General features: G+C 66.7%; 20 protein-coding genes. 4 read left to right on the forward strand and 16 right to left on the reverse strand.

Annotated elements, in window-relative coordinates; genetic code table 11:
• The 8 genes from VML93_RS28565 to VML93_RS28600 all read right to left on the reverse strand — a co-directional run.
• Positions 1-682 (reverse strand): acyl-CoA dehydrogenase family protein (locus tag VML93_RS28565; protein WP_325615619.1); only part of this gene is annotated, 682 nt, incomplete at its 3' end.
• Positions 683-826: 144 nt separating this feature from the next.
• On the reverse strand, positions 827-3,622 hold the full coding sequence (locus tag VML93_RS28570; RefSeq protein WP_325615620.1) for a helix-turn-helix transcriptional regulator: 2,796 nt from the start codon (positions 3,620-3,622) through the stop codon (positions 827-829).
• Between the two features lie 111 nt (positions 3,623-3,733).
• Positions 3,734-6,532, reverse strand: coding sequence for an ATP-binding protein (locus VML93_RS28575; protein ID WP_325615621.1), 2,799 nt, complete (start codon positions 6,530-6,532; stop codon positions 3,734-3,736).
• Between the two features lie 121 nt (positions 6,533-6,653).
• A complete protein-coding gene (locus tag VML93_RS28580) occupies positions 6,654-7,508 on the reverse strand; it encodes an MBL fold metallo-hydrolase (RefSeq protein ID WP_325615622.1) in 855 nt (284 codons plus the stop codon).
• Positions 7,505-8,299, reverse strand: coding sequence for an alpha/beta hydrolase (locus VML93_RS28585; protein WP_325615623.1), 795 nt, complete (start codon positions 8,297-8,299; stop codon positions 7,505-7,507). The genes VML93_RS28580 and VML93_RS28585 overlap by 4 nt, the downstream gene beginning before the upstream one ends.
• Before the next feature lies 1 nt (position 8,300).
• Complete coding sequence (locus tag VML93_RS28590; RefSeq protein WP_325615624.1) at positions 8,301-9,017, reverse strand: flavin reductase family protein; 717 nt, start codon at positions 9,015-9,017, stop codon at positions 8,301-8,303.
• Between the two features lie 25 nt (positions 9,018-9,042).
• Positions 9,043-10,338, reverse strand: a complete 1,296-nt coding sequence (locus tag VML93_RS28595; protein ID WP_325615625.1) for an MBL fold metallo-hydrolase — start codon at positions 10,336-10,338, stop codon at positions 9,043-9,045.
• 18 nt (positions 10,339-10,356) lie between these two features.
• A complete protein-coding gene (locus VML93_RS28600; protein ID WP_325615626.1) occupies positions 10,357-11,262 on the reverse strand; it encodes an alpha/beta hydrolase in 906 nt (301 codons plus the stop codon).
• Between the two features lie 118 nt (positions 11,263-11,380).
• Here VML93_RS28600 and VML93_RS28605 point away from each other — a divergent pair, with 118 nt between their 5' ends.
• Together VML93_RS28605 and VML93_RS28610 are read left to right on the forward strand one after the other, a co-directional pair.
• A complete protein-coding gene (locus VML93_RS28605) occupies positions 11,381-12,208 on the forward strand; it encodes a helix-turn-helix domain-containing protein (protein ID WP_325615627.1) in 828 nt (275 codons plus the stop codon).
• A gap of 10 nt (positions 12,209-12,218) precedes the next feature.
• A complete protein-coding gene (locus VML93_RS28610) occupies positions 12,219-13,001 on the forward strand; it encodes an alpha/beta hydrolase (RefSeq protein WP_325615628.1) in 783 nt (260 codons plus the stop codon).
• Here VML93_RS28610 and VML93_RS28615 read toward each other — a convergent pair.
• A complete protein-coding gene (locus VML93_RS28615; protein WP_325615629.1) occupies positions 12,998-13,432 on the reverse strand; it encodes a DUF4383 domain-containing protein in 435 nt (144 codons plus the stop codon). The genes VML93_RS28610 and VML93_RS28615 overlap by 4 nt on opposite strands.
• Positions 13,433-13,528: 96 nt before the next feature.
• Positions 13,529-15,085, reverse strand: coding sequence for a succinic semialdehyde dehydrogenase (locus VML93_RS28620; RefSeq protein WP_325615630.1), 1,557 nt, complete (start codon positions 15,083-15,085; stop codon positions 13,529-13,531).
• Positions 15,086-15,182: 97 nt separating this feature from the next.
• Here VML93_RS28620 and VML93_RS28625 point away from each other — a divergent pair, with 97 nt between their 5' ends.
• Positions 15,183-15,563, forward strand: coding sequence for a ribbon-helix-helix domain-containing protein (locus tag VML93_RS28625; RefSeq protein ID WP_325615631.1), 381 nt, complete (start codon positions 15,183-15,185; stop codon positions 15,561-15,563).
• Positions 15,564-15,578: 15 nt separating this feature from the next.
• Entirely contained in the window at positions 15,579-16,976 is a 1,398-nt protein-coding gene (locus VML93_RS28630) for a sulfatase (RefSeq protein ID WP_325615632.1), read from the forward strand.
• Here VML93_RS28630 and VML93_RS28635 read toward each other — a convergent pair whose 3' ends face one another.
• From VML93_RS28635 to VML93_RS28660, 6 genes are all read right to left on the reverse strand, one after another.
• Entirely contained in the window at positions 16,977-17,642 is a 666-nt protein-coding gene (locus tag VML93_RS28635) for a glycoside hydrolase (protein ID WP_325615637.1), read from the reverse strand.
• A gap of 113 nt (positions 17,643-17,755) precedes the next feature.
• Complete coding sequence (locus tag VML93_RS28640) at positions 17,756-18,022, reverse strand: YdeI/OmpD-associated family protein (RefSeq protein WP_325615633.1); 267 nt, start codon at positions 18,020-18,022, stop codon at positions 17,756-17,758.
• Positions 18,023-18,035: 13 nt separating this feature from the next.
• Positions 18,036-19,112 (reverse strand): PDR/VanB family oxidoreductase, encoded by a 1,077-nt coding sequence (locus tag VML93_RS28645; RefSeq protein WP_325615634.1) that lies wholly within the window; start codon positions 19,110-19,112, stop codon positions 18,036-18,038.
• A gap of 10 nt (positions 19,113-19,122) precedes the next feature.
• Positions 19,123-20,919: an SDR family oxidoreductase gene (locus VML93_RS28650; protein ID WP_325615635.1), complete on the reverse strand. Its 1,797-nt coding sequence runs from the start codon at positions 20,917-20,919 to the stop codon at positions 19,123-19,125.
• 17 nt (positions 20,920-20,936) lie between these two features.
• Complete coding sequence (locus VML93_RS28655) at positions 20,937-21,845, reverse strand: metal-dependent hydrolase (protein ID WP_325615638.1); 909 nt, start codon at positions 21,843-21,845, stop codon at positions 20,937-20,939.
• A gap of 48 nt (positions 21,846-21,893) precedes the next feature.
• Positions 21,894-25,142, reverse strand: coding sequence for a thioester reductase domain-containing protein (locus tag VML93_RS28660; protein WP_325615636.1), 3,249 nt, complete (start codon positions 25,140-25,142; stop codon positions 21,894-21,896).
• Positions 25,143-25,968: the final 826 nt, after the last annotated feature.

Below are 25,968 nucleotides of genomic sequence, written 5' to 3' on the forward strand. Positions count from 1 at the left end.
TGGTGAAACCGGGCGTGCCCTTCTCCACCACGAAGCCCAGCACTCGATTGGTCTCGACGTCGCGGGCCCAGATCACCACCACGTCGGCGAAGGTGGCGTTACCGATCCAGCGCTTGGCGCCGTTGAGCACCCACTCCGCACCGTCACGACGTGCGGTGGTCTCCATGCCGCCCGCGACGTCGGAGCCGCCGTGCGGCTCAGTCAACCCGAAGGCGCCGATCTTCTCGAACCGGCTCATCGCCGGCAGCCAGCGGCGCTTCTGCTCCTCGGACCCGCAGGTGATGATGGTGCCCATCGCCAGCCCGGTGTGCACCCCGAAGAACACCGACATCGACGGGTCGGCATGCCCCAACTCCATTGCCGTCATGCCAGTGAGAAGACTGCTCGGCGCGGGCTCCGACGAATCGGGATCGGCCCAATCCAGCAGACCGAGATTCGCGAACCCCTTCACCAGCTCGAACGGGAACTCGGCCCGCGCCCAGTAGCCGTCGACGACCGGCGCAACCTCGGTGCGGAAGAATTCGCGGATGCGGCCGATCTTTTCGCGCTCCGACTCCGACAGCAGTTCCTCGTAGTTGTAGAAATCGGCCGGCAGCTGTCCAGTCCCGAGATACGGCTGGTGCGTTGGTGGCAGGCTCACCTGTGCGGTCATGGCGTTCCCTCTTGTTCGTGGAGTGCTCACGATGAGCACCTTGCGTAGTTACATCTCCACGGTCGCGCGGCGGGCGGCGCAATAACATCGCCCGAGGATTGATGTTTAGGCGCGGTGGATTGCCGATGGATGTAGTGCTACGCCCGCCGGCGTTCGCGGTGCCGCCTCATCGGGTCAGTGCATTTGCTGCGCCAGCTGGGCGCGTGAGCTGATGCCGAGTTTGGCAAATGCGTTGTGCACGTGGGTTTTCACCGTGTGCAGGGACAGGTGTAGCTGGTCTGCGACGGCGCGGTTGGTCGCGCCCTGGGCGATCAGGTTGACGACCTTGAGCTCGGCGTCGGTGAGGCTGTCCCAGCCCGTCTTCGCCCGCGGCTGGTTGACAATGCGCCGCTGGACGCCCAGCCGGCGCAACTCGCGGCTCACCCGGCGGGCATCCGCGAGCGCCCCCAGGTGGGTGTAGGTGTCGAATGCCGCATTGAGGTGCTCAAGCGCCTCCTCGCGCCGAACGGCAAGGAGCAGTTGCCCTCCAGCATCCTCGGCGGCTGCGGCGTACAGCAGTGGCCGCGACGACGAACGGAGGACTTCGGCGGCAGCCACCAACGCGTCGGCATCACTTTCGAGAATCCCGCGGGCATATTCGGCCACGCCGCTGAACAGCGGTACCGCGGGCTCCTCCCGCTGCAACCTCTCGGCGGCACCCAGAACGAGCGCGCGGCATCCCGCATCACCCGCGGCCGAGGCAACTCGCGCGGCCAACACCACGTGGTCCAGGGCCTGCGGCGTAATCGGGCTATCGAAGAGGGTGATGTCGCCGCCGAACCAGCGCACCGCGTCGTGCAGGTCGTTGCTGTACCACGCCGCCAGCGCGAGTACGTAAGCTGCAGCGCGGCGCCCCATGGATGAGCCGGTCGAGTTGGCGTCGTGCGCGTAAGCGACCATCTGCTGCAATAGATTTCGATCGTCGGTGCGTAACGCAACCTCGGCCAGGATCGCCATGCGCGTCGTGTCGTTCTCGCCAGGATCTCCCGGTCCTGGGCGCGGCGTGTGCATCGCGGCAGGGGCTGCAGTCAACCGGCCGGCAGCGAGGTGGACCATGCCGTCGAGCGTGGCCCAGACATCGAGCATCATCGCATCGCGCTCGCGCCGGGCGCGCTCGCTACCTGCTGCGAACTGCTCGGCAGCCTCGTCGAGCCGACCGACCGTCGCCAGCAGCATCGCGTACTGACATGCGGCGAGCTCACGGACCGCGGTCACGTCACTCGCGCGCGCGAGCCGGCACAGTTCATCGAGGCTGCGTAGCGCGTGGCCCGCGCACCCGTCACCACCGTCGAGCACCGCAAGCGCGACGCCGGCGGTGATCCTGGCATCGAGATCACCCGTAGCCGCCGCGGACGCGGCCGCCTCGTCGGCTGCCTGGCGCCGCTGCTCGGGTTGGTCCTGCTTCGTGAGGTTGTAGGCCAGCCAAGCCAGATGTCGTGCGCGGGTGATCTCGCTGATTTCTGGCAACTGCAGCGCTCGGCGATTCTCGTCGATGCGCCGCTGCGTACTGTGCTTACTGAGCGCGGTGAGGCGCAGGCGAATCTCGGCCTCCTCCTCGGCTGACGCCTCCTCCGATAGCGCGGCAACGGCCAGCTCTTCGGACTCTTCGAAGCGCCTGGACCGGTTGAGCAGTTCCACGGTTTCGGCGACTAGCCGCCCGTGTTCGGGATCCTGGACAGGCATGAGCTCTAGCGCGCGTTTGCTTAAGTCCGCGGCCGCACTCACATCGTTGTGGCTGACCGCTTGCGCGGCCTGGCGTAGCGCGCTGATCGCTGCCTTGTCGCCTGGCTCGGCGCTGCGGGACAGCTGGGTGGCGACGTCGGCCGGGGCCGCGCCCATGCTCAGCATGATCGACGCCGACTCGCGTTCCATGGCCCGGCGCAGCGACTGCGGCAAGGACTGCCGAGTGGCCTCACGCAGCAAGTCGTGCCGAAACCGCAGCTGCTCACCGTCGTCGACGAGCAGATCCGCGCGAACGGCCTCATCGAGTGCCGACATCAACGCCGCCGGCTGGCGTCCCAGCATCGCGGCCAGCAGACCCGCCGAGAACCGGTCCGGCAGCACCGCGGCCACCTGCACTAGTTCGGAGCCGTCGCGGGAGAGCAGCTCGAGGCGTTGCTGCATGCTTGCGCCCAGGCGTCGCGGTAGGCCGTGCCCGGTGGCCACCGCGCGGCCGCCGCTGACGGTCAGCCGACCTTCCTCGTGCAGTCCCCCAAGGAGCTCACTGATAAGGAAGGGATTTCCGTGCGCCTTCACCGCCAGATTCAGCAGCGACATGTCGGCGTTGGCGTGCACCGCATCCTCAACCATTTCGGTGACTGCGCTGGGCGCCATCGCGGGCATCCGCAGGAATGTGGCGTTCGCTCGCTGCAGTACCGACAAGGTGTCCTGGACGGCGGGTCCGCCGGCGCCGGTCCGGGCGGTCAACACCCACAGCACCGCTAGGTCGGGGCGCGTGGTGGCCAGCGAACGCAGCGCCATCAGCGTGCCGTTGTCGGCCCAGTGGATGTCCTCCAACACGATCGACAGCGGGGTTTGCTTAGCCGCCGCCTGGATTGCGTCGGCCAGGTCGTGCACCACCCAGTAGCTCACATCGGCGGAGCTGCCGCGCCGCCGCAATGCCTCGATATCTCCCACCGGGGGGTCGGCGCGCAGCGTCGCCGTGAACAGTGCGAAAAACGGGACAGAGCGCTGATACTCGAACGCCTCGCCGAATAACGTGCGCACTCCGCTCTTGCCGGCCAGCGCCATTACCTCGGTCAGCAGCCGGCTTTTGCCAATGCCCGGCGGACCCTCGATCACCAGCACGCCCCCACGCCCCTGAGCCAAGGCGGTCACCAGCGCGCCGGCCTCTTTCAGCTCGGCCGCTCGGCCGCGGATCGGCGGAGCGGCGAGCTGGTCGCCGACGCCGAATACGCCGGTTGATGGCACGACCGCAAATCCTGCCTAGGTTTGCTGGACTGCCAGTGCGGGACGGCTGCTACAAGGCATCGTTAAACAGTACTGCCTGCTGGTGGTGTTCATAGCCACCGATTCGTCAGGTCAGCGCATCTGTTCGGTCAACTGGGCGCGTGAGCTGATGCCGAGTTTGGCAAATGCGTTGTGCAGGTGGGTTTTCACCGTGTGCAGGGACAGGTGCAGTTGGTCTGCCACGGCGCGGTTGGTGGCGCCTTGGGCGATCAGGTTGACCACCTTGAGTTCGGCGTCGGTGAGACTGTCCCAGCCCGTCTTTGCCCGCGGCTGGCTGACGATGCGCCGTTCGACACCCAGTTGGCGCAGCCGGCGGCCGACCCGGCGTGCGTCGGCGAGGGCCTCGAGGCGGATGTAGGTATCGAAGGCCGCATTGAGGTGATCGAGTGCCTCGTCGCGGCGGTCGGCAAGGAGCAGTTGGGCGCCGGCGTCTTCGGATGCCGCGGCGTACAGCAGCGGCCGTGACGACGACTGAAGCAGACCGGCGGCAGTTACCAGTGCCTGCGCGTCGTGCTCGAGTATTCCGCGGACATATTGGGCCACGGCGGTGAACAACGGGACCGCCGGTTTTTCCTGTTGCAGTTTGTCGGTGGCGCGCAGGACGCGTGCGCGACACCCGGCATCCCCTGCAGCCGAAGCAACCCGCGCGGCCAGGATCACCTGATCCAGGGCCTGGGGTGTGGGTGGGGTGCCGAACAGCCCGATGTCGCCGCCGAACCAGCGCGTCGCGTCGTGCACGTCGTCGCGGTGCCAGGCGGCCAGCGCGAGCACGTGTGCGGCCGTGCGGCGCACCATCGCCGCACCGTTGGCGTACGCGTCGGTCGCGTCGGCGACTACCTGCTGCAACAGATTTCGGTCGTCGGTGTGGATCGCCACCTCGACCAGGACGACCATGCGCACCATGTCCAGCTCGGTGGCACCGGTCTGCTCGGGGCGCGGGAGGGATTCCACCGTGGCGCGGGCAGCGCTCAACCGGCCCGCGGCCAAGTGGATCATGCCGTCGATCGTGGCCCAGATGTCCAGGGCCATCGCGTCGCGTTCTTGTCGGGCTAGCTCTGTCCCGGCCGCGATCTGCTGCGCAGCGTCGTCCAGCCGGCCGACCAATGCCAGCAGGTTCACGTAGTAGTTGGTCACCAGGAGATGGGCCGCGGTCGCCTCGCTGGTGCGTCCGATCGAGCACAGCTCCTCGAGGGTGCCAAGGGCGCGGCCGGCGTACCCGTCGGCGCAGTCGAAACACGCGAGGGTCAGCTCGGCGATGATCTTCGACTCGAGATCACCGGTGGACTGCGCGACGGCGGATGCCTCGTCAGCCGCGGCCCGTTGCCGGCCGCCCTTGTCGTCGAGCATCAGGTTGTAGGCGAGCAATGCCTGGTGCCGTGCCCGGGTGACGTCGGTGATTTCGTGCAGTTCGAGTGCTCGGCGATTCTCCTCGACCCGCCGCTGGGTGCTGTGGCGGGTGAACACGGGGAGCCGAAGGCGGATCTCGGCCTCCCCTTCGGGCGAGCTCGCCGTCAACAGAGCCGCGACCGCCAACTCTTCGGACTCCTCGTAGCGCCGGGCGCGGTTGAGCAGCGCTACGGTTTCGGCGACTAGCCGCCCGTGTTCCGCGTCTTGGCCGGGCAACAGCTGCAGCGCGCGCTTGCTCAGGTCCGCGGCCGCACTGGCGTCGCTGCGGCTGACCGCTTGGGCGGCCTGACGCAACGCGTTGATGGCCTCTTCGTCTCCTGGTTCTGCGGTGTGGGCCAGCTGGGTGGCGACCTCGGCCGGGGTCGCGCCCATGCTGAGCATGATCGATGCCGACTGGCGCTCCATGGCCCGGCGCAGCGACTGCGGCAAGGACTGCCGGGTGGCCTCTCGCAGCAAGTCGTGGCGGAAACGTAGCTGGTCACCGTCGTCGATCAGCAGATCCGCGCGGACGGCTTCGTTCAGCGCCGAGATCAGCGAGGCCGGCTGGCGGTCCAGCATGGCGGCCAACAACCCCGCCGAGAACCGGTCCGGTAATACCGCGGCAACCCGCACCACTTCCGACGCGTCGTTGGCGAGCAGGTCCAGGCGCTGCTGCATGCTCGCACCCAGCCGCCGCGGCAGACCGTGCCCGGTGGCCACCGCGCGCCCGCCGCTGAGGGTGAGCCGGCCCTCTTCGTGCAGACCCCCGACCAGCTCTCGGACCAGGAATGGATTGCCGTGCGCCTTGACTGCCAAGTTCAGCAGCGAGTCGTCGGCGTTGGCCCGAACCGCGTCTTGAACCATGTCGGCGACCGCGTCCGGCGATATCGCGGGCACGCGCATGAAGGTGGCGTTGGCTCGGTGCAGCACCGCCAGGGTCTCCTGCACGGCCGGCCCGCCGGCCCCGCTCCGAGCGGTGAACACCCAAAGCACCCCCGCATCCGGGTCCGCGGTGGCCAGCGAGTGCAGCGCTAACAACGTGCCGTTGTCCGCCCAGTGAATGTCCTCCAGCACAATCGCCAGCGGGGTCTGGCTCGCCACCGCATGGATCGCGTCGGCGAGATCGTGCACCACCCAATAACTCACGTCGGCTGAGTTGCCCAGCCGGCGCAGCGCCTCGGCGTCTCCGACCGGGGGATCGGCACGCAGTGTCGCCATGAACAGGGAGAAGAACGGCACCGACTGCTGGTATTCGAATGCTTCGCCCAACAGCGTTCGCACCCCGTGCTTGTCGGCCAGCACCAGCACCTCGGACAGCAGCCGGCTCTTGCCGATTCCGGGCGGACCCTCGATGACAAGCACGCCGCCGCGGCCCTGAGCCGCCGCGGTCACCAGCGCGCGAATCTCGGTCAGCTCGCCCGTCCGACCGCGAATCGGGAAAGTCGCGAGCTGGCCGCCGACGTCGAATATGCCGGTTGCCCCCACGACCGGAAGTCCCGCTTACGCTCGCTGCACTGGCGACCCAGCGCACGTGGTAGCAGACATCACCAAACAGTACTGCCTACGTTCGGCGGCGTTGCTGGCGAGCTACATCGTGGGAAACAAGCTAGGCGCTGGGAAACAAGGTGATGGCCGCGCCCCACAGCGCACCCGGGTTGATCCGGTTGGGGTGCATCGACAGCATCGTGTCGTAGAACTCGTGCGCGGACTCCGACGACAAAAGTAGTCGGCGTGCGTCGGTCAGATACCGCCGCGTTGCCTGAATCTGCGTCGGGTTGTCGAACGCGCGCGGGTCCTTGTGTCCAGCGACAACGGTGGCGGGCTTGAGGCTCTCGGCGGTGTCCAGGGCGGCGAGCCACTCGTCGATTCCACTCACACCGCCGGCCTCCGTGAGGTACGGGTGCACGCCGTTGTAGACGACGTCGCCGGCCACGAGCAGGCTCGATTCGGGCACGTGCAGCATCGTCGTCGCGTCGGTGTCGGTGTGGCCGACCTCGACGGGAAGCAGTGCGACACCGTCGAGTTCGAAACCGGATTCGTCGACGGTGGTCACGTCCAGCTCTCCGGCGGGTACCTGTCCGGGGAACACCCGGTCCCAGAATTCGGCGCGGAATTTCGGATCGTTCTGCGCCTCCATCAACTTCGCGGTGCCTTCGGTCGCGCGCACGGTGACGCCAGGGAACCTCTGCAGCAACGGAATTGCGCCGAACCAATGGTCGCCGTGGCCGTGGGTGATGTAGATGTGTCGCAGGTCGCGTCCCGAAGCCGCCACCCAATCGCCGACCTCGGCCGCTTGGGAGGTGGTGAGCGGCGGATCGACGAGGACGGCGTCGCGCTCTCCCCAGATCAAGGTGGAGGTGATCGGCGACCACATCCGGGTGCTGCCGTCAGGTAGCGGCCCCCGTCCCGATTGCGGGATCTGCTTTGTCACAAACACTTTGTGCTGTAATGGCCGGCTCATGGTGTCACTCCTGAGATCGCGTCGGCGAAGTCGAGAATCAGCGTCGCGACCGCTGCGGCACACTCGACGTGCACCCAATGGCCGCCCTTGTCGATGACTTTGACTTCAGCCTGGGCAAAGCGCGGGCTGACGGTATCGACGAGCTCCTCGGTCACGAATGCGTCCGTGCCGCCCCGGATTATCAGCACCGGGCCATCGAAGGCACTCGTCGCCGGCGCGTTGCTGACGCCGTTGTTCCAGAGGTCGACGTAGTGGGCGGTGACGTCGGCGCCGACGGGCGCACCGATGTCGACGAGCCGGTCCAGCTGCTGTGGGCTGAGGTTGGGCGCCAGCTCGATCCGCATTCGGCGCTGTGCATTGCGGTCACCCCCAAGGGCGCGGAACGGCGCCACCACCTCGTCGGGCAGGTGGGTACCGCCCAGCGGGACGGGAGTGAGCAGCACCAGCCCGATCACCTGGTCCGGGTGCTGAGCTGCCACCAGCTCGGCGACCTGGGTGCCACAGCTCTGGCCGACCACGATGACCGGAGAGTCGATTGCCTCGACGATATCGCCGGCCTCGGCGGCCAGGGGCTCGAGCGACGCGGCGTCCGCAGGTGCGAATGATCGGCTGCGCGTGCCGAACCCGGGCAGGTCATAGCGCACGGCCGCGACCTCGCCGCCCAGGAAATCGACCAAGTCGTCCCACACCGTCGCGTCGTCGAGGAAGCCGTGGATCAACAGAACGGTGGGCGCACCGGTGGCGTCCGCCGGGGTACGGGTGATGGGGAACGCGTTGAGGGACTGGGACATTTCATGCCGCCGTCGTGGAGCCCGACGGTGACCATTCGGCCGTGTCGATGGGCGAGTAGTCAGCAGGACGCTCATCAAGCCGCCCGGCGCGCTGCGAGCCGAGGTGTTCGACCAGCTCTTCGGGCAGCGGAGTGGTGAAGATGTTGTCGACCATTGTGTATTCGGCGGCGAGCCGGCCGAACACGCCCAGCTTGCCCACGTCGATACGCCCCCGGGACAGGTACAGGTCGTCGCGGACGTGGATGCGCTTGACCCGGCCCCACACCACGTGGTCGGGCAGCGGCGGCATCGGAATGATGCGGTCGACGACGCACTCGAAGGAAATGGGGGCACCGGCGATGCGGGGCGCCGAAATGACCTCGGAGGGAGCCTTTTCCAGGCCGAGCGCCTCGAACTCGTCAACGTCGGAGTCGAACTCGAAGGCCGAGCGGTGTACGGCGTCCGCCTGGCCGATTGTGGCGATGTTGACCACGAATTCGTTGGTGTCGCGGATGTTGATGAACGTGTCCTTGAGCGTCACGCCGTCCGAGCGCGGTTGCAGGGTGATGGACAGCACCGGCGGGAAGCGGCCGACGACGGTGAAGAACGAGACGGGTGCGACGTTGCCCACTCCGTCGGTGGAGGCCGTGCTGACCCAGGCGATGGCGCGGGGCAGGACGCTGCCGATGAGCAGCTTGTAACTCGAGGTGGGGTCAAGGTCGGCGGTGTCGATGATCATGGCTGTCTCCTTTGCTGTGTTTTGGTTAGTTCTGTTGCGGCCAAGCGGCATTCAGTGAATCACTCGTTGTCGGTATCGCCTGGATGCCGACGATCCGCCAACCCTTCGGGCCGCGCGCTATCTCGAAATGAGCGGCGAGTCGCTCGATCTCGGTGCCATCGCCGCGACGGCGTGACCAGATGACCTCGATCGCCGCGCCGTTGTTGTGATACAGGGTTACCTTCTGGTCGGGCACCGAGGTGTATGCGTAGCCTTCAGCGTGCAATCGGGCTTGCAGTTGCCCGAGCAGCCCCACCACGTCCTGCGCATTCAGATGCCAACGCGCGCCTTGGTCGTCGCTCCAGTGCAGCGGGACGCCCCAGTAGTCGAGGATGAACTCTGGCCCGCGCTTGATCGTGCCGGCCGCGACGCTCACCCAGGTCGGCAGGTAGTCGTCGAGGAACCAGTGCGCCACGTCGTCCCGAACCGAGTCGCTGGTTTGCCCCGACAGCAGCGCCACGGCCGTGTACCAAACCGGGCCCACATTGAGCCGCTCCGGGTACAGGGCGGTCATCTCGTCGAAATACTCACGCGGACTTGGCTTTCCGACAAGGAGACGACGCGCGTTGAGGAGGTAGTCGCGGGTCTGCTCGATAATGGCCGGGTCGTCGGGCAGGTCCTTGTTCTTGTGGCCGGCCACCACGGCGCGGGGCTGCAACGCCGCGACCTTGTCGAGTGCGGCCAGCCAGGCCTCGACCCCACCGTGCGAGCTTTCCAGTAGGTACTGGTGCACGCCGTTGTAGGCGACATCGCCGGCGACCACCAGGCCGATGGAGGGAACGTGCAGCACCGTGGTGTCGTCGGTGTCGGTGTGGCCGACCTCGACGGCCAGCAGCTGGTGGCCTTCCAACTTGATCCCGTCGACGGGAATCGGCTGGTAGTTCACCGGGCTGGGGGGAATCTGGCCGGGAAAGTCGACATCCCACATCTGGGCGCGGCCCTCGGTGGCCTGCTGGTGCATCATCGCGATCGTGCCTTCGGTCGCGTAGCAGGTCGCGCCCGGAAAGCGTTGCAGCAGAAGGTCGGTCCCGAACCAGTGATCGCCATGGCCATGGGTGGCGTACACGGCGGTCAGGTGTTTGCCGGAGCGTTCGATCCAGTCGCCGACGTGGCTGATCTGGTCACGGGTGAACGGCGGGTCGACCAGAACGGCGTCGTGGTCGCCGTAGATCAGAACGGTTGACACCGGGGAGGAGATGATCGGGCTGCCGTCAGGCAGCGTCTGCTCGCGGTGACGTCGCAGCCCGTCGTTGACCAGGACTTCGTAGTGCAGCTCGGACATGATGTATTCCTTTCGGATTCAGTGGGTTTGGGCTGAGGTCAGGTGCTCGGTGAACCAAGCGATCGCCGCGCCGCTGGCTTCGGTGAAGCGCGCGACGTACGGGTCGAAGTGGCCGCCGTCGATGGTGAGCAGCTTCTTGGGCTGCAGCGCCGCTTCGTAGGCGGCCAACTCCAGGTCGGCGAGGGTGATGGTGTCGCGCAGGCCGACGATCATCAGCAGTGGGGTGGGGGAGACCCGGGCGATCCAGGTTCCCGGCTCGTACATGCGCGCCGCGCGGGTCGAGCGCAACGTGACGACGTTGTCCCACACGCCCGCGGGGACCGGCTGGTTGTAGAACGCAACGGCGTCGGGCGCGCGGTAGGCGGCCGGCACCGACGGGTCGGCGCTGACCACGGCCTGGGTGGCCAGTGGCGCGCCGCGGAACTGCTGGCGCTCGTCCTCGGCGAAGGCCGCTTCCAGGGCGGACACCTGGTCGGGCGCCACCCGCCGCAGGCTCTGCTGAAAGCCGCTGATGGTGGGCACTTGGGCGACCACGGCGCGCAGCCGCCGGTCGGTGGCGCCCAGGACGATCGCGTGGCCACCGGCATAACTGCTGCCCCACAGGCCGATCCGGTCGGCGTCTACCGAGGGCTGCGTCTCCAGGAACGAGATCGCCCGGCGCCAGTCGGCGATCTGCACCCACGGGTCGATGTCGTAGCGCGGCGAGCCGTCGCTGGCGCCGAAGCCGCGGTGGTCGTGCACCAGGACCACGAACCCTGCGTCGGCGAAGGCCCGGGCGAATCGTTCCAGCCCGTGTTCCTTCACGCCGGCGAAGCCGTGTGCCATGGTGATGGCCGGGTGCGGTCCCGGGCCGTCGGGCACGAACAACCAGCCCCGCAACACCACGTCACCGTCGACGGGGAATTCGATGTCCTGTCGCTGCATCTTCGGCTCCTTATCCGGTGTCTCCAGCGGGCACAACATTCACGATGCGTGCACCTCGTCCGGGAAGGAGACACCGCAATGACCCTGGTGTTGGGAGGAACAGTCTTAGGCTGAACGGGTGGTGACAGAGAGCAACGCCCTCGGTGACTATCTGAGGGCGCGGCGCGGACAGATCCGGCCCGAAGACGTCGGCTTGGTTGCCGGTGCGCGACGACGGGTGCAGGGCTTGCGGCGCGAGGAGCTGGCGATCATTGCGGGTATCAGCGCCGAGTACTACCTGCGCCTGGAGCAGGGCCGTGACACGCATCCGTCCGCTCAGATCCTGGACGCGCTCGCGCAGGCGTTGCGGCTGGACATCAAGGCGACCGAGTATCTGCACCAGCTGGCCTCGACAGGCACTCGCCACGGCCCGCCGAGTGCCGAGGTCGCCGTCGACGGCACCGACGAACTGATCGAGCAGTTTCTGATGCCGGCGATAGTGGTCAGCAGATGCCTCGACGTGCTGGCCGCGAACTCGATCGCTCGTGCACTGACGCCGAGCTTTGTTCCCGGGCAGAACTATCTGCGCTGGCGATTGTTGGAACCGGCCGCCCGCGACTTCTTCGTGGACTGGGACGAAGCGACCGATGTTGCGGTGAGCGGGTTGCGCGAAGCCGCCGGCAGCGATCCGGCCGATCCGCGCCTACTCTCGCTTGTCGACGAATTGTCGGCTGCCAGTGAGCGATTCCGCGAGCTGTGGACGCGTGCGGACGTGGGCTACCGGGTGGGGGTCATGCATATGCGCCATCCTGAGGTTGGCGATTTGTATCTGCACCGCAACAGGTTCAACATCCCGCATGCCGGTGGGCAGCACATGCTGACCTATCGTGCCGAGCCGGGCAGTGAGTCGGCGGCGGCGCTCGACGCGCTACGCGCACTGGCCGCTGCCGGCGGGCCGGCGAGCTGAGAGACTCCCCATGGTCTCCGACAAGTCGGCACTGGTGCTGTTGCACGGCGGGACCGGGTCCGGTCGCGCATGGCAAGACGTCATCCCACTTCTCTCGGGACATCACGCCGTGTTTGCCCCGACGGCCCCGGGACACCGGGGCGGACCTCTGGTGCAGCGACGCCCGGTGACGGCTCAGGACCTCGTCGACTGGGCGGAGGGATACCTCGACGAGCAGGGATTGCAGCGCCCACATCTTGCCGGGCACTCGATGGGTGCTTATCTGGCCATCGAATTGGCGCGGCGCGGCCGGGCAGCTACCGTGTGCGCGCTCGCGCCCGGTGGCTTCTGGGCAACTGGTGACGGGCTGCGAGCAAAGACCATGTCAACCGCGCAGGGCGGCACGGGAATGATTCGCCTGGCGCGACCCATCCTGCCGTTGATCCTCAAGTCGTCCACGGCCCGGCGAACGGTCTTCAAGGCCGGCGCATCCCACGGAGACCGGATAAGTGCGGCGCGCGGCGTCGAGATTTTCGACGACTTCATCGGATGCACCGTCGGAAACGAAGTCTTCTCGACCGACGACGAGCAAATCGCACCGCTCGACCCGCTCCCATGCCCGATCACCGTGGTCTGGTCAGAGAACGACGGAATCGTTCCCCCCGCGTCCTATGGCTCCAACGCTCGAAAACGCCTGCCGCAGGCCACCTTCGAGACCCTCCCAGACGTCGGGCACGATCCGATGATGGACGACCCGGAGCTCGTCGCACGCACGATCCTGCGCGTGACGGGCTCCGACACTCCGCCGCGTTAAGGAGCTTTCCGCAGATCGGCGAGCGAGTTTCGAAGCCCGCCGTCCATGCGGATCTGTACGGCCGCCACCGCGATCATCACCGCGGCGGTCACCAAATGCACCACCGCGTCGGTGGTGTTGTTGGGAAAGTTGAAGACGAAGGCGACCTGGTGGGCGAAGAAGGCCCAGATGCCCGGCAGCGCACCGGCTATCGCGGCGAGGAGCAGGTACAGCACGGCCCACGACTTGCGCATCGCAAACACCAGGCCCGGGCCGAACAGCGCCAGACCGGCGACGGCGTGCCAGCCGTTGTAGTCCATTCCGAGCAGTTGGACGGTCGGCGCGTTGGGTCCGGTCGCGAAGCTGGGCTCGAGGATGAAGCCGACCACCGCCTGTGCGACATGAAGCAGACAAATGATCAGCAGGCCGACCTGGGCGAAACTCCACCGCACAGTGCACCTCCATGGGCCGGGCGGGATAGTCAAAATACTACGCCCGGTAGTAGATGCTGACAAATGCGGTCCGCGAGCCGGCGGGCAGCGCCTCCGTTACTTGCGGCCGGGGAGCTTCATCACCGTGCGCACGATCGGCAGCAGCGATTTTTGCCACAGAGTCGCCGGAACGCCTAAGGGCGCATCGAGATTGAACACCCGCGCGGTCGCGATCGTCTGCGACTCGGCGTACTTCAGCAGGCCCTCGGGGCCGTGCCGGCGGCCCACACCGGAAATGCCCATCCCGCCCATCGGCGCGCTGAGGCTGCCCCAGGCGAACGCGTACCCTTCGTTGACGTTCACCGTCCCCGACCGCAGCCGGGCCGCGATCTTCTCGCCGTCTGCCGTGGAGGCCGCCCACACGCTGGCGTTGAGCCCGTACTCGGTGTCGTTGGCCTTCTCGACGGCCTCATCCACGTCGGCGACCGGGTAGATCGAGACGAGCGGCCCGAAGGTCTCGTTGGCCGCACATTCCATCTCGGGTGTGACGTCGGTCAGCACGGTCGGCTCGTAGAACAGCGGCCCGATATCGGGTCGAGCTTTGCCGCCCGCAATCACGTTGGCGCCCTTGGCTGTTGCGTCGTCCACATGACTGGAAACGGTCTTCAGCTGATCCTCGGAGATCAAGCTGCCCATGTCGACGGAGAAGTCGTAGGCGGTGCCGAGCTTCATGTTGCGCACCGCCTCGCCGAACTTGCGGGTGAACTCGTCGGCGATGTCCTTCTCGACGTAGATCCGCTCGATGGAGATGCACAGCTGGCCTGCGTTCGAGAAGCACGCGCGGGTGGCGGCTTTGGCCACCTTGTCCAGGCTGGCGCCCCGCGTCACGATCATGGCGTTCTTGCCGCCGAGTTCGGCCGAGAAACCGATCAGGCGACGGCCGGCGTGCTCCGCGAGCCGACTGCCGGTGGCCGACGAGCCGGTGAACATCAGGTAGTCGCAGTTCTCGGTGATGGCGGTGCCGACGACCGAGCCCGGCCCCGGCACGATCGCGTACAGCGCCCGCGGCAGGCCGGCCCGGTACAGCAGTTCGGCGCATGCCAGCGCGCAGTACGGTGTCTGGCTGTCGGGCTTGAGCACCACCGCGTTGCCCGCGAGCAGGGCAGGCACCGAGTCGGACGCCGTGAGCGTCATCGGGTAGTTCCACGGCGAAATCACCCCGACCACGCCTTTGGGCTGATAGCCGACCGTGGTCTTGCCGATCGCCGGCAGCAGCGCCTGCACCTTGTGGGGCTTCAACAGGTTGGCGGCGACGCGCGCGTAGTAGTTCGCGTTCGCCATCAGATCGACGATTTCCTCCTGCGCCGCCCAGCGTGCTTTGCCCGCCTCGGCTTGCAGCAGGTCCATCAGGAATTCGCGATTCTCGATGACCAGGTCCCGGTAACGGCCGATCACCTCGATGCGCTCGGCGACCGGTCGCTTCGCCCAGCCGACCTGCGCCGCACGGGCTTCGGCGAATGCCGCCTCCACGTCGGCGGCGGTGGCGACCGGGATCGTGGTCAGCGGTTTGCCGGTGAAGACTTCGTAGATCGTCTTGGTCGGCCGGTCGGTGACGTCTTTGATCGCGGCCAGTTGACGCAAGCGGTCGAAGGCCTCGGCGGATGGTGCAGGCATGTCGTTTACCTCCCGGAGAATTGCAGGCGTCTGGGGATCAGACTATTACCGCCGGCGATGTCGCTTGGTAGCAGACTTGGTAGGAGATGATGAAGCGATGCAGACAGAACCGGGCCCTGGCGACTCGAACGAACGCGAACAGGTCAACAAGGAGATAGTCGCCGCCCTTGCCGCGCTTTCCGACGACCCGACGAAGACGGCCGGGCAACTGCAGGCACACGTGCCGGATCAGCCTGGAGACGGGGAAGTGCTGATCGACGGGTTATCGCCGGAGGACATGGAGCGATTCAGTCGCATCGCGGCCGAGCGCGGGATCACGGTGGAGGAGCTTTTCTCGCAGGCGATCCGTGAGCACCTCGCGCAGGAAACGCTGTCGGGGCTCAAGGACCTCTGGAAAGAGTATTTCGCCGGACTGCGGTTGATATTCCGGCGCTCGGGGGCTAAGGACGCGGCAAAGGACAAGGACGCGGGACAGTAGCGCGCCACCGGCACGATGAAAGACCGGCGAAAAGACAATCTGCTGATCGTGCACTGGCACGACACCGGCCGCTGGCTGGGTGCGTATGGGCACCGAGGGGTGTCGAGTCCGTGCCTGGATCGCTTGGCTACTGAGAGCATCCTGTTCACCCGCGCTCATGCGACCTCGCCGCAATGCTCGCCCTCGCGCGGCGCATTGTTCACCGGCCGGTACCCGCACAGCAACGGACTGATCGGCCTGGCGCATCACGGCTTTGAATACCGCGACGGGGTTCGCACCCTGCCGCAGCTTCTTTCCGGTGCCGGGTGGTACTCGGCGCTGTTCGGGATGCAGCACGAAACGTCCTTCCCGGCGCGGCTGGGCTTCGACGAGTTCGACGTGTCCGACTCGCACTGCGAATATGTCGTCGCCAGGGCGCAGGAGTGGTTGACGGATTTCGCCCAGCTGGACGAGGGCGGTCCGTTCCTGCTGACGGCGGGCTTTTTCGAAACGCACCGGCCCTGGTCGCGGGAGCGGTATCAGCCGGCGCCGCTCGAGGATGTCGAAGTGCCCGACTACCTGCCCGACATCGCCGAGGTCCGCGGCGACTTCGCCGACTTCTACGGCGCGATCGCGGTTGCCGACGCGGCCGTGGGCCGGCTGCTGGACACGCTGGCCGGCACCGGTTTGGACGCCGATACCTGGGTGGTGTTCTTCAGCGACCACGGCGCACCGTTTCCCCGCGCGAAGTCGACTTTGTATGACGCCGGCACCGGCATATCACTGATCGTCCGCCCGCCCACCAGGCTGGCGCCGGACCCGCGCAGCTACGACGAACTGTTCAGCGGCGTCGATCTATTGCCGACGCTGCTGGACCTGCTCGGCGTACCAATACCGGCCGACGTGGAAGGCATCTCGCACGCCGCCAATCTGCTCGGGCCGGCAGCTGCGCCGGTTCGCCGGGAGGTGTTCACCGAGAAGACCTATCACGATTCCTTTGATCCGATGCGCGGGATTCGTACCAAGGAATACAGCTATATCGAGAATTACGCGCCGCGGCACCTGGTGGACCTGCCGCTGGACATCCAGGACAGTCCCTCCGGGAAAGCGGTCGCGCTCTGGGCGGCAGGGCCGCGGCCGGCGCATGAGCTCTACGACCTGCTCGAGGACCCGAGCGAATTGAACAATCTGCTCATCGGCGAGGACCGCGACCGCTGCCAACCGATCGCCAATGAACTCGCGCTTCGCCTGCACGAGTGGCGCGAACGCACCGGGGACGTCTGCCCGTCGGAGTTCGCGGGCCCGCGCATCCTGACCGAGTGCACCGAAACCTATATCGAGGCCACCGTGAGAATTCTCGGGGTCCGGCCGTCTTCGCGTTCGCCGAGCGGGACCGAACGTGGTTTACGGCAAGTCACCGGCTCCACGCAGTAATCATCCCGGCGGGGCAATGCGCATGGAATTGATGTAGTAGACCTCGCGGCCGGTCGGGTATCCGCCTCCGTCGGTGGCGATGTGCACGTGGTCGTAGTGGTTGGCGGTTTCGTTGCCCAGGTCGGCAGTCCAGCTCGCCGCGCCGACACCGGGGTAGATCTTCTGCCGCCAGATCACGTGGTTGACCCCCCACCGCTTGGCATTCGCCAGCGCGTACCCCGCGATCTGGTTGCCGAGCTCGATGCCCTCGGGACTGTGGTGGTTGGGGATCATCACGTCGATCGCCAACCCGTTGGGATGCCACGGCAACGCATCCTCCCGGTAGCCGCCGATAGTGGTGATCTGCGGAAACAGCACGCTGATGATGCGGGCCGCCCAGATGGTGTGGATCTGCAACCTAGCTTCCGGCGCGACGCCCGCCGGTAACGGGAACTGGAAGTCCGTGGCGCTGCTGGGCGCGGTCGACGCCAGCGCCGCCAGCGCTTGCACCTCCTCGGGTGTGGCGGTGCGCGGCGCACCGGCCGGCGCGGAGGTCGGGCCGGCCGGTCCGGATCCCTGGCTGGTCGGGGTGGCGGCCGGGGCCTGAGCCTTAGCGCAACACCCGGGCTTGTCACTCTGGGCGTAGATCATCCCGGCAGAGACGATCAGCGAGGCCGCGACCGCCATCCAGCGGCTCACGCCCTTGGCTAACCGGACTCTGCTCACGAAGAGCACTTTAGTGTCGTGTGGGGCACGTGTGGCACGTTTGTTATCTGTTGGTTGCCTATGAAGAAATGAGGCTAGCGCCCGGTGCGCTCGCGGTGCTTGCACCCCGGCCAGCAGCAGGGCCGGCGCTGGCCTTCTTTCAGCTCCTCCTGGGTCCGGCGAATCCGGCGCTGTCGGGTTGCCACTTGCTTGGCATCCTCGACCCAGCAGATGAACTCGTTGCGCGCCAGCGGCGTGATGTCCTTCCAGGCAGCAAGTGCTGTGGCGTTGGCGATCAGCGCTTCGCGCAGGTCTGCGGGCATCTTGTGCACCACCCCACCGGGCACTCGCGGGCTGCTCACCGGATCAGGATCCTCACGCGTCGATCACCACGCGACCGCTTTTGGCCCGGGAGACGCAGACCAGCATTTCGTCGTCGCCCTCTACGCCGCGGCCGCGGCGATCGACATCGCCGGCCAGCACCTTGACCTTGCAGGTCCCGCAGAACCCTTGCTGGCACGAATACGCGGTCGCCGGGTTGCGGTCGAGCATCACACCCAGCGCCGAGCGATTGGCCGGCACGGTAAGCACCTGCCGCGAGCGCGCGAGTTCCACCTCGAACGGCACGCCGTCGACGACCGGCGGCGGGCCGAACCGCTCATAGTGCAGCGGCGCGTCGGCGTGGGTGTCGCGCGCGGCGCGCACCGACTCGAGCATGCCGGTCGGCCCACACACGTAGACCGCCGTCGTCGGCCCGGCGTCGGCAAGCAATTCGGCTGGCGTGGCGAAGCGGCCGCGTTCGTCGTCGGCCCACACGCTGACCCGGTCCGGGGCCACTGCCACCACCTCGTCCAGCAGCGGCATATATCCCCGGCTGCGGCCGGCATACACTGCGCGCCAGTTCATCTCGCGCTGCTGCGCCAGTTGAATCATGGGCAGGATCGGCGTCACCCCGATGCCGCCGATCACGAACAACACGTCGGTCTCGTCGGTGACGAGATAGAACGCGTTGCGGGGGCCTTCGAACACCACGGTGTCGCCCACGTCGAAGCTGTCATGCATCTCGATCGAGCCGCCCCCACCCTCGGCGATGCGGCGCACCGCGATGCGGTAGTCGGTGCGCCGCCCGGGGGTACCGCACAGCGAGTACTGCCGGCGCCGACCCGAGGGCAGCCGGACGTCGATGTGCGCGCCCGGTGTCCAGGACGGCAGCAACGCGCCATCGGGGTCGGCCAGCGTCAACGCGACCACATCGGGGGTGAGCAGTTCACGTTTGGTGACCACCGCGGTGTTGGTGCGCGCTACCGGCACGATGCGCGACGGCTTCCACCGCGACAACGACGCGAACCCGCCGAAGAGGGCGCCCGCACCCGATAGCGCGGTGTAGAAGCGGTCGCGCTTGCGGCGACCGTACAGGTCGGCGGGTCTGGTGCTCCAAATAGTCTCTGCCACAGCGAATTCCCTATGTCTGTCTAATGTCGAGCCGGGCGAACAGGCGAACCGAGGAAGGGCTGATGCGGCGCGCCGCGTAACCCACCCAGGACTCCGCGGTGATCGGCAACACCGCCGGGCCGGTCCGGACTGCCTTGACTATCGCCTTCGCGGCGGCTTCCGGGGTGTAGTTACGGCGCCGATACACGGAGTCGGCCTGCTGGCGGGCGTGGTCCTGCTCCTCGGCGGTCATGCCCGCATAGATGGTGCTCTTGGCGATATCGGTGTTGACGAATCCTGGACACACCGCGGTGACGGCGATGCCTTCGTCGGCGAGGTCGGCGCGCAACGATTCGCTGAAGGCAAGCACCGCAGCTTTTGAGGTGCCGTATGCGACAACGGATTTGAGCGGCACGTATGCCGCGGCCGACGACACGTTGATGATGGTTCCGCCCTGGCCGCGCTCGACCATCTGGGCACCGAACGCCCGGCTGCCGTGGATGACGCCGCCCACATTGACCCCCATGACGGTGTCCCACTGCTCGGGCGTCGTCTCCAGGAACCGGCCCGCCATCCCGATGCCGGCGTTGTTCACCAGGATGTCCACCACGCCGTGCTTGTTGTGCACTTGTCCCGCAAGGTTATTCATCGTCGCTGCGTCGCTGACATCGCCCTGGTAGACCGCGGTCTCGGCCCCGGCGGCCCGGACGGCGTCGGCGGTTTCCTCGGCGCCGGCCAGATCGCGGTCGACGAGCACGACGGTGACCGCACCCTGGCGGGCCAACTCCACCGCGGTGGCCCGGCCGATGCCGGCGCCTGCCCCGGTGACCAGCGCGAGTTTGCCGCGCACATCACGCGGGCCGGTGCCGACGACCGACGCGCTGGCCGGAGCGCCGCCCTCGACGACGAGGTCGACCCAGTCGCCGGTGAGCCGGGCGATGACGTCGGGACGCGAGGCGACCACCCAGTGCCCGCCCTCGATCGGGATTACCCTGCTGCGGGCCGGAATAGACCCGGTGAACCGCTGCAGCGCGGGCGACACGAAATAGTCCTGACGCGCTGTCAGCACCTGCACCGGGGCAGAGGTCTGCGGCAATCGCGCCGGGGGAGCCAGTAGCGGCCCCGGCATGTTGGCGCGGTACAGGTTGAGCCCGTTGAGGTAGTCATCGACCGACCGGTATGCCGCGCGGCGCTGGCTGCGGGTGCTTGATCGGCCGATAAGTTCAACTGTTTCAAAGATTTTCGCGCCCAGCCCGGACCGGGCCGCAAACTCCGGCAACACCGGACAGAGCAGGAACCAGATGTAGCCGGAGGCGAGGAACTGTTTGATCACGTCGATCACGGCACGCGGGGTGCGGGCTGAGCGCAGGAACTTGCCCGCATAGCTCAGGTGCGGCCCCGAGATCGACGTGAACGAGGCGATCTTGCCCATCACCGAGTCGTCGGTGGCCGCCGCCCAGGCCTGAATCGAGCCCCAGTCATGGGCCAGCAGGTGCACGGTGTCGACACCCAGGCTGTCGATCACTGCGCCTACATCGGCTGCCAGCTGGGGCAGCCGATATCCCGATCGGCCTGGGGGCGTTGACGATTCGCCGGCCCCGCGGATGTCGTAGGCCACGAAATTGTATTTGGCATCGGAGTCGGCGCCGCAGCGTCGGGCGAATTCCGCCGCGACCCCGTCCCACACGTGGTGGTTATCCGGGTAGCCGTGGATCGCCAGAATGGTCGGGCGCCGCGGGTCGATCTCGGTGTAGGCGTGCACCGCCAGCCGTACGCCGTCCGATGCGGTCACCAACGACACCACAGGCGAAACTCGAGGGGTGCTCATGAGACTCCGGGCGGTGTTCAGTGCGACGCGCGCGCGGCAGGCGACCTGGCCAGGTAGTCGACCGCGCGTCCCACACCGCCCAGCTGGGACGGATGGAAACCCGGCTTGAAGTAGGCGCTGATCACCGGCAGGAATTGGGTGGGCCCGGGCAGCAAACCCCGCCGAGCCGCGGAAAAGTAGTCCCGCCAGCGTGGTTTGGTTCCCGGCGGCAAGTACGGGTCGATCGAGTACATGAAACGCACCCCACGTATCCACAACCACGCCAGTGCCGGAGTGATCAGCAGCTGGGTGCGCACCTGCCGCAAGTACCCGGCACGCAGGTGCTTCATCGTGTCGAAAGCGACCGCTTTGTGTTCGACCTCTTCCGCGCCGTGCCAACGGATCAGGTCCAGCATCACCGGGTCGGTGCCGGCGTCGTCCAGCTGCGGTGTGTCCAGAATCCATTCACCCAAAATGGCGGTGTAGTGCTCGAGGGCCGCCACCATCGACACCCGCTCGAGCATCCAGCTCTGCCGTCGTCGCCGGCTCCACCGGGGCCGGTCGCCGAGGAGCTTGCCGAACAGCCAGCTGGTCTGGTTGGTGAACGGTGTCAGGTCCACGCCCTTGGCGGCGAAGTGGTCGAGCACACCCGAGTGTGCCTGGGAATGCATGGCCTCCTGGCTGATGAACCCCTGCACGTCCAGGCGCAGCTGATCGTCCTTGATCAGCGGCAATGTCTCCTTGAATATCCCGGCGATGAACTCCTCGCCCGCCGGCAGCAGCAGGTGCAGGACGTTGCAGAAGTGAGTCGCCATCACCTCGTTGGGCACGTAGTGGAACGGCAGCTGCGCCCAGTCGAATTCGACGTCACGCGCCTGCAGGACGAGCCGCTCGTGGTCGACCGACGCGTCATGCGGACCGGTTGCCTGGTCATCCACAGTGAACATGGTCAACCCCCTCTCCTGATCGGAGTGTGGTTAGGCATCGGAGTGTGGTTAGGCACTGCATCGGGTCTCAGTCTCAGCGTCGGCGATCAGACGCTCGGATCGCAAGAACCGGAGCAGATTCTCGATGGTGTTCGTCAGGGCCGGTTCCCGCAGCTGGACCTTGGCCAGCGCGCGCGCCTGTTTGTACTGGGTGTTGTCGTACCGCTTGTCGCGCATCGCCGCGATCTTTCCGGCCGCCCCAACCAGGAAATCGGCCAGCGGATAAATCGGATCACCGGGTCCGGCCAGGCGGTCGATCTGCTCGGCGAACGACGGCAGGTCGTGGTAGGTGAAGTGGTAGCCGTGCCGTTCGGACAGCAGTCGGGTGATGTCCATCAGGCAGTAGTAGTCGTCGGCGGTGATGTTGAAGACGGTGCCCACCTCGGCCGGGAGGTCGGTCTGGATCAGCTCGACGATGTGTTCGGCGACCAGGTCCGCCGGCAGCATGCTGACCTGGTTGAACGCGTTGACGGCCACGCCGTGCTGAATCATGAACGCCGTGAGGCGCACCACGATGTCCTCGGTGGTCCCGAAGCCCGCATTGGTCGGCGAGATCAGCGAGGGCCGGTAGATGCGCACGTCGAGTCCTTGGCGCTGGGCTTGCAGCACCAGCTGCTCGGCGACCCACTTGGTCTGTGAGTAGCCGAAGTCCAGGCCGCTCATGGCTTCATTCGCATCCCACTCGCCGACGACCGGCAGGGTGCTCCAGCCGTAGATGAACGTGCTGGAGACCAGGTGGAAGGCCTTTCGGTGCGAGGTCATCGCCAGGCGCAACAGCTGCCGGGTGCCTTCTACGTTGGCGGCCCGCAGCGCGTCGTAGGTCCGGACGTAGTTGACCAGCGCGCCGTTGTGGACGATGGCGTCGATGCTCTCCGCCAACCGCTGGAACGCCGCCTCGCCGACTCCCAAGTGGGGCTCGGCCAGGTCGCCGCAGACCACCCGCACCCGATTCCGCACCTCGGCTTCCAGCTCCGGGGTCCACAGCTGGGCCCGGTGCAGCGAGGCGACGATCCGGTCCAGGCCGTGGTCTGTGTCGGTGGCACGCATCAGCGCATGCAGGGTGTGCGAAGTCCGCCCGAGCAGGCTGGTCAGCAGGAACGGTCCCAGGAATCCGGTGACGCCGGTGACCAGGATGTCGCTTACCGCGCCCGGTCGGGCTTCCGGAAGCGCCGGCAGCGGCAGCTGCGCGTCGGCGCGCATCTGGGTGATCTCGTGCGCCTCGTACTCCGCGGAAATCTGACCCAGCGCCTTCCGCAGGGCGTCGAGCGGTTGTCCGTCCCGATCGCCGAACTGGCCGACGAGCCGGAAGAACTCGGCGACCGTCAGGCGCTGCAGCAGCCGCGTGTTCACGTCGTCGACCAGCTCTCCGGCGCCATTCTCTTCCAGCAGGGCCTGCAGGTCGGTGCGGAGCTCGGCCAGGCTCAGCGAGTCGATGCCGAGGTCCGCGAAGGAGCAGTCCTCCTGCCCGGTGAGGTCGTAGCTCTCCATGAGATGGCTGAAGCGATCGAGCGGACCAGCCGGGGCGTCCGACCTTTTCTGGGTCTGGTGAGAGTGGCTCGCCACCACGGGCAGCTTGGCGTCCAGCCAGAGCTGACGCGTCGCCGAGCGCCGGATCTTGCCCGACGTGGTCTTGGGGATGCTGCGCGCCGGGACGAAAGCGATCGTGTGCGGGTCGATGTGGCAGTGTCGGCGGATTGCGCTGGCCAGGGCCTTGGCGTCGGGGAGCGTGTGCTCGTCACGCACTTCGGCGACTACCACCAGCGCCTCCTGCTGGTCGACGTCGACCGAGAACGCGGCGACGCAGCCGTCCCGGACTTCCTTGGCCGACCGCACCACGACGGCCTCGACATCGGCGGGGTAGCAGTTGACGCCGCGGATGATGATCAGGTCCTTGGTCCGCCCGCAGCAGAACAGCTCGCCCTCGTACATGAAGCCGAGATCGCCCGTCCGCAGATACGTGTGCTCTTCATCGCCTGCGATGCGGGCTCCGAACATCTCCGCGGTGACCTCCGGACGATGCCAGTAGCCGCCGCCCTTGGACGGGCCGTCCAGCCAGATCTCGCCGACCTTGCCCGCTGGGAGGGCCTGTCGCGATTGGGGATCGACGATGCGGACCACGTCGCCGGCAAGGGGCTTGCCGGAGCTCACCAGAAGGGCCTGGTTGTTGTTCTCGGGCACGGTCTTTTCCACGCGCACCAGATTCTTCTGCAGCGCGCGCTTGTTGACGGCCAGGATCTGGCGGCCTCGGAGCGACACGATCAGGGTGTTTTCCGCCAAGCCAAAGGCGCCGGTCAGGGCTTCGGGCTTCAGGCCATAGGCGCCGAAGCGCTCCCGGAAGCGGATGAAGGTCTTGGCTCGCAGCGGCTCTGCCCCGATCACGACGGACTCCAGGCAGCTCAAGTCGACGCCGGCCAGCTCGGAGGAGGGCAGCTTGTCCTCGCGCAGGCAGTATTCGAGCGCGAAGTTCGGCGCCGGCGTGTGGGTGGCGCGCACCTCGCTGATGAGCCGCAGCCAGGACGATGGCCGCTTGAGGAAGTCCTCCGGCGACATCCCGTGCGTCGTCCCGCCTCGCAGCAAGATGAACAGGTACGCGGAGATCAAGCCCATGTCGTGGTGCTGCGGGAGCCAGCTGACCAGTATTTCTTCGCCGCCGGTGAAGGCTGAGGCATTGGCGACGACGTTGGCGTGGCTCACGATCACGCCCTTGGGGTCGCTGGTGGAGCCCGACGTGTACTGCAGGAAAAATACCGGGCCGGGCGTGTCCGCCACGGGGGGGCCGCCGTACTCCTGCGTGCCGTCCGTCCCGAACCAGGGCAGGTCTGGGAGCCGCTCGACGTCCGGCCAGGGCAGCGCTCCCTGCAGGTGGCCGAGCATCATGCGGTAGTCCTGCTCAAGTTGTTTGGTCGACAGCACTGCCTTGGCCTGGCTGTCCCGCGCGATGAAGCTGAGCTTGGCCAGTCCCGCCTGGAACGACATCGGCAGGGGAGGGCTGACCGGTACGGCGATTACCCCGATGCGCGCGCAGGCAATGAGCGCGGCCACCATCTCCAGGCCCGGCGGGTAGACCAGCAGCGCCCGCTCACCGGCTTTGAGCCCGGCCTCTGCGGACAAGTAGGCGGCTAAGTCCCGCGTCCGCTGGGCAAAGCTTTCATAGGTGTACTGTTCGAGCTCCCGGCCGTCGGCATCGACGAACCGGTAGAGGACCTGGTCCGGTCGCTCGGTCTCCCACATCCGCAGATAATCAATAAGCGTCTCCATAGGAGTCACTCCCCCCTTCCAGGTCGGTGGCCAGCTTTTGGCAAAGATCCATCAGAGCAACTTCCCCGTCGCATCTGGTGAAGCCGATAGTAGCCGCCGTTTGACCTCAAGCAAAGGCATCCAATGCCCGTATTTGCATTACATATGAAGCTCACAGGCTAATTCTTCTCACTAAGTAAATGCCTCGAGTTTCCCGGCCAGACGATCCAGTGTTCAATCGCTGACCTTCAGTATCTCAGTAGGTACAGCTGTCAGTATCTCAGTAGGGATCTACCAGCGGATTTACCCTATTTAAGCCGATCAGTACGCCGATACTGAGATACGCATCTCCGCGTTTCAGTACTCAATGAACGGTCGCCCGGCGGTGACCCGAAAACCGCACATCGCAGCCATTGTTGTACTCACCCCCAAACTCAATCCGCAAACAAGAAGTCCGCGGCATTCATGCTCGATACCCTGCCGGAACCCAGCGCTGTAGCAACCGCTATCCGAGGCACTTGGAGCGCGGCGCATAGCCCCCCATCGCCCACGCCACCCCGTTGCCGCAGTACGGCAGGGCATCAAAAATCTACGGACATACTGACATACTGACGCCAGCGCTGCAGCATCAATATTTCAACTGCTTTGTCAGCAGACCGGCAGGTTGGCGCCACGCACGGCAGGGGCGGCTTGGAGAATCGACTGTGCGGGGTGGCGCGAATCACTAGCATCCCTGATCGTGGCGAGGCAGGACGCCGTGCTGGGCAGCGGTGGCAGAAACGCGGTCATCGCCACGGTCATCGTGATCACCGTGGCCGCCACTGGCCTGAGCGCATGCGCGGGACGC

The sequence above is a fragment of the Mycobacterium sp. genome (genome assembly GCF_035499775.1).
Classification (GTDB): domain Bacteria; phylum Actinomycetota; class Actinomycetes; order Mycobacteriales; family Mycobacteriaceae; genus Mycobacterium.

Excerpts from the sequence above, each read along its gene's own strand:
- VML93_RS28580 (WP_325615622.1), bottom strand. The coding sequence starts at position 7,508 with ATGAGCCGGCCATTACAGCACAAAGTGTTTGTGACAAAGCAGATCCCG.
- VML93_RS28585 (WP_325615623.1), bottom strand. The coding sequence starts at position 8,299 with ATGTCCCAGTCCCTCAACGCGTTCCCCATCACCCGTACCCCGGCGGAC.
- VML93_RS28590 (WP_325615624.1), bottom strand. The coding sequence starts at position 9,017 with ATGATCATCGACACCGCCGACCTTGACCCCACCTCGAGTTACAAGCTG.
- VML93_RS28595 (WP_325615625.1), bottom strand. The coding sequence starts at position 10,338 with ATGTCCGAGCTGCACTACGAAGTCCTGGTCAACGACGGGCTGCGACGT.
- VML93_RS28600 (WP_325615626.1), bottom strand. The coding sequence starts at position 11,262 with ATGCAGCGACAGGACATCGAATTCCCCGTCGACGGTGACGTGGTGTTG.
- VML93_RS28610 (WP_325615628.1), top strand. The coding sequence starts at position 12,219 with ATGGTCTCCGACAAGTCGGCACTGGTGCTGTTGCACGGCGGGACCGGG.
- VML93_RS28620 (WP_325615630.1), bottom strand. The coding sequence starts at position 15,085 with ATGCCTGCACCATCCGCCGAGGCCTTCGACCGCTTGCGTCAACTGGCC.
- VML93_RS28625 (WP_325615631.1), top strand. The coding sequence starts at position 15,183 with ATGCAGACAGAACCGGGCCCTGGCGACTCGAACGAACGCGAACAGGTC.
- VML93_RS28630 (WP_325615632.1), top strand. The coding sequence starts at position 15,579 with ATGAAAGACCGGCGAAAAGACAATCTGCTGATCGTGCACTGGCACGAC.
- VML93_RS28635 (WP_325615637.1), bottom strand. The coding sequence starts at position 17,642 with ATGGCGGTCGCGGCCTCGCTGATCGTCTCTGCCGGGATGATCTACGCC.
- VML93_RS28650 (WP_325615635.1), bottom strand. The coding sequence starts at position 20,919 with ATGAGCACCCCTCGAGTTTCGCCTGTGGTGTCGTTGGTGACCGCATCG.
- VML93_RS28655 (WP_325615638.1), bottom strand. The coding sequence starts at position 21,845 with ATGTTCACTGTGGATGACCAGGCAACCGGTCCGCATGACGCGTCGGTC.
- VML93_RS28660 (WP_325615636.1), bottom strand. The coding sequence starts at position 25,142 with ATGGAGACGCTTATTGATTATCTGCGGATGTGGGAGACCGAGCGACCG.